Genomic DNA, 7,364 nt, shown 5'->3' with positions numbered 1-7,364 from the left:
ATGAATGCACTGAAATCAAGTTTTTTTAAAATTTTGTCTTAGAAAAAGTATTAAAAAGGAAAATCATTATTGGTCTTTATCCTCTCACAAATATGGATTATTTGACCGTTTTTGAAGAATGGAAAAAGAAGAATTAGTAAATTTTAAACTTTAAATTTGACAATCTCAAATGTATCTAGTCAGAAGCAAGAAATTTAATTGGGTTAATTTATCCCGAAAATTTCATATTTCGAAATAATTAATTTTGTCGTATCTATTGGTCTATTTATAATAAAAAAAAAGCCTTAAACTCCTGATTTACAGTGTGTTTAAGGATTTTTTAGTGACCTTGACTGGATTCAAACCAGTAACCTCTTGAGCCGTAATCAAGTGCGCTATTCAGTTGCGCCACAAGGCCATTTTGCTTACTTGTTCATTGTTTACAATGTTGTCTACTGAACTTGTTTGCGGGTGCAAATATAGGAATAAATATGTATCTTGCAAGTATGAAATCGTATAAAAATGAAAAAATATGAGCTTGAAAAAATATATACGTGATATTCAGGGTTTTCCAAAAGAAGGAATTGTGTTTAAAGACATCACTCCCTTGCTAATTAATGCAAATGCGAGGAAAGAATGCTTGGAAATATTGGTTTCTACAGTAAAAGACAAAAAAATTGACAAGGTAATTGGAGTTGAAAGTCGAGGTTTTTTCTTCGGGATTCTTTTGGCGGAGGAATTGAATGTAGGTTTTGTTCCAGTTCGGAAACCCAATAAATTGCCTTTCGAGACTATTTCTGCCTCTTATGATTTAGAGTATGGTACTGACACGCTTGAAATTCATACCGATGCTATACAAAAAGGAGATAGAGTTTTGATTCACGATGATGTTTTGGCTACCGGTGGAACAGCAAAAGCGGTTTGCGAATTGGTGGAACGATTGGGAGGTATAATTGTACAGTGTAATTTCCTGATGGAAATCACTTTCTTAAACGGAAGAGAAAAGATTGCAGGAAACGAGATTTTTGCGGCGATGACGTATTAGTTTTGTGTTCAGTAGGCAGATTAATAGGTGACAGTAGGCAGTATTTAGAATCTGCATTCTGCATTCTTAATTCTGCATTCTAAATTCTTAATTCTGCATTCTAAAATTTTAACCAAGCGCCCTTGTGGTAACATAATAACGATAGCCAATAATTGCCATTTGCCATTTTTTGGCTTTGGACACATCCAATCTTTGTTTAGTAAAGCTTGGTAAAATAAGTTTGTTGACTTGGGCAAGGATTTTAAACATAGCTTGATTTTTTTTCAAAGATATAAAAAAAGACGGTCTTGATGAGTGACCGTCTTTTTTATTGATTTTTAGTGAATACCGCCGCTATTTGTTTTCTTTTTCTAATTTGGATTGGTATTCTTCCATTTGTTTTTCATAAACTTCCATTTGTTTATCAAAAGCCTCCATTTGTTTATTGAACGGCTCCATTTGTTTGTCAAATTCAGCCATTTGTTTGTCAAAAGCTTCCATTTGAGGTTCTAGTTTTTTCATTTTGGCGTCATACTCTTCCATTTTCTTTTCGAAATCTTTCCAAGCCTTTTTATCTCCGTTTATTGGGTCTCCTTTTGGTGCTTTTGGCGCTTTTGGAAAAGCAGGAGCTTTAATTTTTGAAGCTAGCGTAGGAGGTGTTGGTGGTGTAGGAGGGACTGGTGCATTTATATCCTGAGAAACTCTATTTCGGGTAATAATTCGAATAGTTTTCCCGTCTTTATTCACGTCCATTCTTTCGATTGTTCCTTGGTCTAAATTGTCTAATTCGTTCTGGTCTACTTTTTTATCATTGATATAGATATCATTTTCGCTGCCTATTTTTGCAAAATTTTTTGTAATGATTCTGATTTCTTGTTTGTCATTATTCTTGATGACATTCATAGTGGCAATATCTTTTGGATCCAATTTATCCATTTCGGTTTTATCTGATTTTGCTCCATCAATAAAAATGTTGGTATCATCAGGAATACTGATGTTATGGGATGCTACGTTATTACTTAGGGTTAATTTATCATTCTTTCTGTTCTCTTCGGTAACGATTCCAATATTTGTGGTTCCATTATCATTTTTAGAAATGGCTATTGCAAAATCTTTTATAGGTTCGCTGCTATCCACTTCTGTAACTGTGGCTGCTTCTTTTCCTTTTTGCAGTTTAATTTTTAAACCAATTAATTCATTATTTGAGTTTCTTTTAATTTTAGAGAATGTGGTTTGTATGCCATATTTTTCTTTTAGAATTTCGGCTTTTTCTTTTAATTCCGCTTCCGTAGTATTTTTTGTGATTTTATAAACATCTACATCATCAGAGGCTGATTGTTCTACTTTTGGGTTCACATTTTTTTCCTTTGCAATCACTTCCATTTGGAATAAAAATACAAAGGCAATTAAAGCCGGAAGTACCAATGCATACTTCCAGGAATTCCATTTTTTTGATTGATTTTTGTTTAACATAACGATTCGTTTTTTGATTAATGATTGATAAAAATGATTGGTAAGCACAACACAATTCTCGTGTGTTGTTATTTTTAAAAGCGTGAGTTGGTACGCTTTTTTGTCAGATATGTTTTTGGTGGCTTCACTGTCGGCGATGAATTCCAGATTTTGTAAAATGGCATTTTTGTACAACCAAATAAACGGATTGAACCAAAAAAGGATGCAAAAGAAACGCGTGATTAGGACGTCTATCGTATGGTATTGCTCGCTGTGAACTTTTTCATGCTCCAAAATACTTTCCATTTCAGACTCGCTGTACAATGATGAGTTGTAAACGATGGTGTTGAAATAAGAAAATGGAGCAATGTTTTCTTTGAGGTCAATGAATTTATGGTCGGCTTGTCGATGAATTGTTTTTCCTTTTAAAACGCGATTAAGGTTATAAAAGTCTAATGCAAACTGGGCTAAAAACAATACTATTCCAATTATATAAGCAGCGACCAAAACGAGATACCAATTGATTTCAAAGCTTTCCTCTTGGACAGGTCTCATGGGAAGTTTGGACCAATCAAAATTGGTTGATGTTGGTTCTACCCAAACAATTGTGGTAAAAACTATCCATGGCAAAATTGCAGATGTAAACAAACCTGCTAAAAGAAACCAACGATTTGCTGTAAAAAAAGTCTCTTTTCGCAATAGGAAATAATAAGCGATATAGAACATTCCAATTAGTCCGCTCGATTTTGCGATATATATGAATAGTGTTTCCATTTTTATTGCTTTTGTTCGATCATAGAAAGGATTTCACGCAGTTCGGCTGCCGATATTTTCTCTTCTTTGGCAAAAAAGGAAACCATATTTTTATATGAACTATTAAAATAATTATCGATAGCGGTACTCATAAAACCTTTTCGGTAATCTTCAATACTTACAATTGGGAAATATTGATGTGTGTTTCCAAATGCATTGTGATTTACATATCCCTTTTCTTCCAGATTGCGAATAATGGTAGATAAGGTGTTGTAATGCGGTTGGTCTTCGGTGATTTCGGCCATCACTTCTTTTACGAATGCTTTTTTGAGCTTCCATAAAATGTGCATGATTTCTTCTTCTTTGTTTGTTAGTTTTTGCATGATGATTTTATTTGAAACAAACTTACAACTATATTTCTAGTTTACAAACTATAAATATAGTTATTTAACTAAAATTTTAGTTTTGTATTGTTTTTACTGAGATTGGAATGTGTTTTTTAGCCTAAAAGGTTTTGGAAAGCTGTTAGGATGTGTGTATAGAAAACGATAAAAGCAAAAAATATCTTTTGAAATATAATAGTTGTGGTTTACCGTGTGAGGGGTAGGAGCAAGCTACCGAAGTAGCGCTTATGACCCGACAGCATTATGTAAGTGGGCCGAATAGGCGGTTTGTATATTTGGCCCATTTATATAATGGTGGCACACCCTAATTATTATGTAGATGTTATTTTTGTTCTTTGTGAATAATTTTATTGAGCCAAATACAGCAAAGGAAGGATAGTGTACCCAAAGTTCCCATGATAAACCAATTGACTTGATAATTATAATGTGCAATGATTTCCAAACCTGTTTTGGAACTGACTATATGTGCCAGACTGAAACTCATGGTATAGAAGCCCATATATTTTCCTTCTTGACCTTTTGGCGCGCGGTTGAGGGCAACGGCATTGACAAATGGGAAAGAAAAAATTTCTCCAAAGGTGAGCAATATGATGCTAATGGTCAAGATTCCGACCCAAGAATCGAGTAACAAAATGTAATATCCAAGTGTTATGAATAGCGATCCAATTGCAATGCTTTTTATTTTGTTAGTTTTATTTCTTTCCAACCTGCTAACAATCGGCATCTCTAAAAGGAAAACCAATAGTCCGTTGATGGAAAGCAACATTCCGGTTTGGAATTCACTGAGTCCGAATTTTTCGCTGTGATATAAGGGTAAAGTCGAAAATATTTGAAGAAAAACCATGAAAGTTACAAAACTGATAAAGAGAAGTAACCAAAAAGGTTTGTCTTTGAAGACCGATTTTGGAACTGTTTTGGTTATCGAATGATCTGTGGCAGCAGGTATTTTCTTTTTTTCTTTGATGTAGAATGCAAAAATCAAAATCGCAATGATGCAGGTGCTTCCATCGACCCAAAATAGGCCTTGGTATCCCATTCCTATTATAATCAATCCACCCAATGCAGGACCAGCTGTAAAACCTAGATTTACAGCTAAGCGAATTAAAGACAGCGCACGAACTCGATTCTCGGGTTTTGCATATACGCTCAGTGATACAAACATGGCAGGACGAAACATATCGGAAATGGCCATAATGACAAACATCCCAAAGCATAATCCCCAAAAGGTTGTTATATATTGCAGCAAAATAAATAGGATTCCGCTCGTAAAAAGGCTAAAAATCATGATTTTATAAAACCCAATTTTATCGGTCAATTTTCCTCCTAACCACGAGCCTAGCATAGAACCCAATCCAAAAGCAACCATAATCCATCCCACTTCGCCATAGGTAAAATTCAAATCTTCCTTTAAATATTTGGATAAAAAAGGCAGCACCATAGTACCGGCTCTATTTATAAAAGTGATTAGGGCAAGTATCCAAACTTCGCGTGTGAATCCTTTAAAATTATTTATGTAGCGACCGAGGGCAGTTTTGAGCATTAGAAATTTCGAGTTTTTTCAAAGGTAAAAACTTAAATGATTAACAGCAAAGAACGCAAAGAATTTCGTAGAGTTCGCTAAGCTTTGCGTTCCTAGCGCTTTCTTTGCGCTCTTTGCGGTTAATTTTTTTATGGTATATCATTTTTAAACTATTTTTGCTTAAAATTTAAAGATATGAGAGTTATACTGACTTTGGTTTTAATAGCATTATTTAATGTAGGTTTTGGTCAAGAAAAATTTGACATGGCAGTTGTCGAAAAATTTCAAAAAGACCTCAATACCGAATTTGCCGATGCAAAAACAAGTCCTCTTTTGCCTGAAGATTTGGCCCATTTCAAGGCATTGGATTTTTATCCTATAAATGAGAAAGCCTTTGTAGTTGCACAATTCATTAGAACTGAGAACGAAAAACCTTTTGTGATGCCAACTACTGGCGCGAAAAAACCTATGTATGTAAAATACGGTGAAGCTCATTTTCAGTTAGAAGGAAAAGAGTTAAAACTAAATATTTATCGCAATATTGAACTTTCCAAAAAAGAAGAATACAAAGACCATTTGTTTTTGCCATTTTCGGATTTGACCTCGGGAAAAGAGAGTTATATAGGCGGGAAATACATTGATTTGAAGATTCCAGCCGGAAATACCATCGTTATTGATTTTAACCAATCTTACAATCCCTATTGTGCATACAGTTATAAATATTCATGCCCAAAAGTACCATTGGAAAACGATTTGTCTATAGAGATCAAAGCAGGTGTAAAGAAGTTTCATGACTAATGAAATTTCTTAATTTGCATACCCACAAGTTAACGAATCAGGACACAGTCTTGGAACTCGTCAATCAATATCCACAGGAATTTGATGCTGGGATTCCGTATTATTCCATTGGGATTCACCCCTGGTATATCAATGAAGAAAGATTGGAGACCGATTTGCAAATTATAGAAAGCAAATTACAGGATTCAAATTGTCTCGCTCTAGGCGAATGTGGATTGGACAAACGTATCGAAATTCCGTTAGAATTGCAGCAAATGGTTTTTGAAAGACAATTGCTTTTGGCACAAAAACAAAATAAACCTGTTGTGATTCATTGTGTGGCTGCTTTTCAAGAGATAATTGCGCTCAAAAAAAGATTAAAAATTACGGTTCCAATGCTGATTCACGGTTTTTCAAAGAATAAACAAGTGGCCAAAGAACTCATCAATAACGGATTTTATATTTCATTCGGGAAATATTTACTACGTAATCCTGAATTGGAAACGGTTTTTCAAAGTATTCCCAATGATCGATTTTTTTTGGAAACGGATACAGTGGAAGAAGGAATTGAGGAAGTGTATACCCTGGCGGCCCGATATAAAAAATGGAATATGGATGAACTGCAACAACAAATAAAGAGTAATTTTGCAGCAGTTTTTAAAAAGCAACTTTAAGAATAAAAATAAAAAGAATTGATATGGCAGAGTGGACAGAAAGAGCCGAACTATTATTTAAAAAAGAAGGATTACAGAATTTGCAAAATGCTCATGTAATGGTCGTAGGACTTGGCGGAGTAGGTTCTTTTGCAGCAGAATTTTTGGCTAGAGCTGGAGTGGGTACGATGACCATTGTGGATGGCGATGTGGTGGATATTACCAATATAAATAGACAATTACCTGCTTTACATTCTACAGTAGGACAGTCTAAAGTAGACGTTGTAGGCGATCGATTAATGGATATTAATCCTGAATTGAATTTGATTCGACTAAAAGAATTTCTTTCACCAGAGCGTGCTTATGAGATTGTGACCAATGAATATGATTATGTTTTGGATTGCATTGATAGCGTAACACCAAAATTGAATTTGATTATTTCTGCCAAAAGAAAAAAGGTCCGAATCATAAGCAGTATGGGAGCTGGAGGAAAAATGGAAGCTTCCAAAGTGAAAGTTACCGATATTGCCAAAACGGTAAATTGCTATTTTGCCAAAACAATCAGAAAGCGTTTAAAGAAAGAGAAAATCAATAAAGTGAAAGTGGTTTTTTCTTCTGAAATTCAAGATGAATCCAGTTTGCGCATGACCGATGGTTCTAACTTTAAAAAATCGTTTTATGGAACCAATAGTTATATGCCAGGATTATTTGGCTTGTATGCTGCCGAAACAGTGATTCGATATTTGCTTAAGAAAGAAGGAAGGGTTTAAAGTTTAAAAGTTTATGATGGTTTAAGGTTTAAC

At 34.4% G+C, this 7,364-nt stretch carries 8 protein-coding genes and 1 tRNA gene; 4 read left to right on the top strand and 5 right to left on the bottom strand.

Annotated features, from left to right (window positions below; translation table 11 throughout):
* Nucleotides 1-323: 323 nt before the first annotated feature.
* Nucleotides 324-397: transfer RNA gene (locus tag HQN62_RS12830), tRNA-Arg, on the bottom strand.
* A gap of 114 nt (nucleotides 398-511) precedes the next feature.
* Here HQN62_RS12830 and HQN62_RS12825 point away from each other — a divergent pair.
* Entirely contained in the window at nucleotides 512-1,024 is a 513-nt protein-coding gene (locus HQN62_RS12825; protein WP_173504652.1) for an adenine phosphoribosyltransferase, read from the top strand.
* Between the two features lie 108 nt (nucleotides 1,025-1,132).
* On the opposite strand, the gene HQN62_RS12820 is transcribed toward HQN62_RS12825, so the two are convergent.
* From HQN62_RS12820 to HQN62_RS12805, 4 genes are all read right to left on the bottom strand, one after another.
* Nucleotides 1,133-1,273: an SsrA-binding protein gene (locus tag HQN62_RS12820; RefSeq protein ID WP_116797951.1), complete on the bottom strand. Its 141-nt coding sequence runs from the start codon at nucleotides 1,271-1,273 to the stop codon at nucleotides 1,133-1,135.
* An 84-nt stretch (nucleotides 1,274-1,357) separates the two neighbouring features.
* Entirely contained in the window at nucleotides 1,358-3,229 is a 1,872-nt protein-coding gene (locus HQN62_RS12815) for a M56 family metallopeptidase (RefSeq protein ID WP_173504651.1), read from the bottom strand.
* Between the two features lie 2 nt (nucleotides 3,230-3,231).
* On the bottom strand, nucleotides 3,232-3,591 hold the full coding sequence (locus tag HQN62_RS12810; RefSeq protein ID WP_116797953.1) for a BlaI/MecI/CopY family transcriptional regulator: 360 nt from the start codon (nucleotides 3,589-3,591) through the stop codon (nucleotides 3,232-3,234).
* Nucleotides 3,592-3,934: 343 nt separating this feature from the next.
* Nucleotides 3,935-5,152, bottom strand: coding sequence for an MDR family MFS transporter (locus HQN62_RS12805; protein ID WP_173504650.1), 1,218 nt, complete (start codon nucleotides 5,150-5,152; stop codon nucleotides 3,935-3,937).
* A 174-nt stretch (nucleotides 5,153-5,326) separates the two neighbouring features.
* Here HQN62_RS12805 and HQN62_RS12800 point away from each other — a divergent pair, with 174 nt between their 5' ends.
* The 3 genes from HQN62_RS12800 to HQN62_RS12790 are packed head-to-tail and all read left to right on the top strand — an operon-like array spanning nucleotide 5,327 to nucleotide 7,331.
* Nucleotides 5,327-5,929 (top strand): DUF1684 domain-containing protein, encoded by a 603-nt coding sequence (locus HQN62_RS12800; protein ID WP_173504649.1) that lies wholly within the window; start codon nucleotides 5,327-5,329, stop codon nucleotides 5,927-5,929.
* Complete coding sequence (locus HQN62_RS12795; RefSeq protein WP_173504648.1) at nucleotides 5,929-6,582, top strand: TatD family hydrolase; 654 nt, start codon at nucleotides 5,929-5,931, stop codon at nucleotides 6,580-6,582. The genes HQN62_RS12800 and HQN62_RS12795 overlap by 1 nt, the downstream gene beginning before the upstream one ends.
* A 23-nt stretch (nucleotides 6,583-6,605) precedes the next feature.
* Nucleotides 6,606-7,331, top strand: a complete 726-nt coding sequence (locus HQN62_RS12790) for a tRNA threonylcarbamoyladenosine dehydratase (protein ID WP_116797957.1) — start codon at nucleotides 6,606-6,608, stop codon at nucleotides 7,329-7,331.
* Nucleotides 7,332-7,364 lie beyond the last annotated feature (33 nt).

It is taken from the genome of Flavobacterium sp. M31R6, from assembly GCF_013284035.1.
In the GTDB taxonomy this organism is placed as follows: domain Bacteria; phylum Bacteroidota; class Bacteroidia; order Flavobacteriales; family Flavobacteriaceae; genus Flavobacterium.
Note: the sequence above shows the minus strand (reverse complement) of the source record. Positions and strands in the feature narration are given on the sequence as shown.

Coding starts and splice junctions, on each gene's coding strand:
- HQN62_RS12825 (WP_173504652.1), top strand. CDS start 512: ATGAGCTTGAAAAAATATATACGTGATATTCAGGGTTTTCCAAAAGAA.
- HQN62_RS12820 (WP_116797951.1), bottom strand. CDS start 1,273: ATGTTTAAAATCCTTGCCCAAGTCAACAAACTTATTTTACCAAGCTTT.
- HQN62_RS12815 (WP_173504651.1), bottom strand. CDS start 3,229: ATGGAAACACTATTCATATATATCGCAAAATCGAGCGGACTAATTGGA.
- HQN62_RS12810 (WP_116797953.1), bottom strand. CDS start 3,591: ATGCAAAAACTAACAAACAAAGAAGAAGAAATCATGCACATTTTATGG.
- HQN62_RS12805 (WP_173504650.1), bottom strand. CDS start 5,152: ATGCTCAAAACTGCCCTCGGTCGCTACATAAATAATTTTAAAGGATTC.
- HQN62_RS12800 (WP_173504649.1), top strand. CDS start 5,327: ATGAGAGTTATACTGACTTTGGTTTTAATAGCATTATTTAATGTAGGT.
- HQN62_RS12795 (WP_173504648.1), top strand. CDS start 5,929: ATGAAATTTCTTAATTTGCATACCCACAAGTTAACGAATCAGGACACA.
- HQN62_RS12790 (WP_116797957.1), top strand. CDS start 6,606: ATGGCAGAGTGGACAGAAAGAGCCGAACTATTATTTAAAAAAGAAGGA.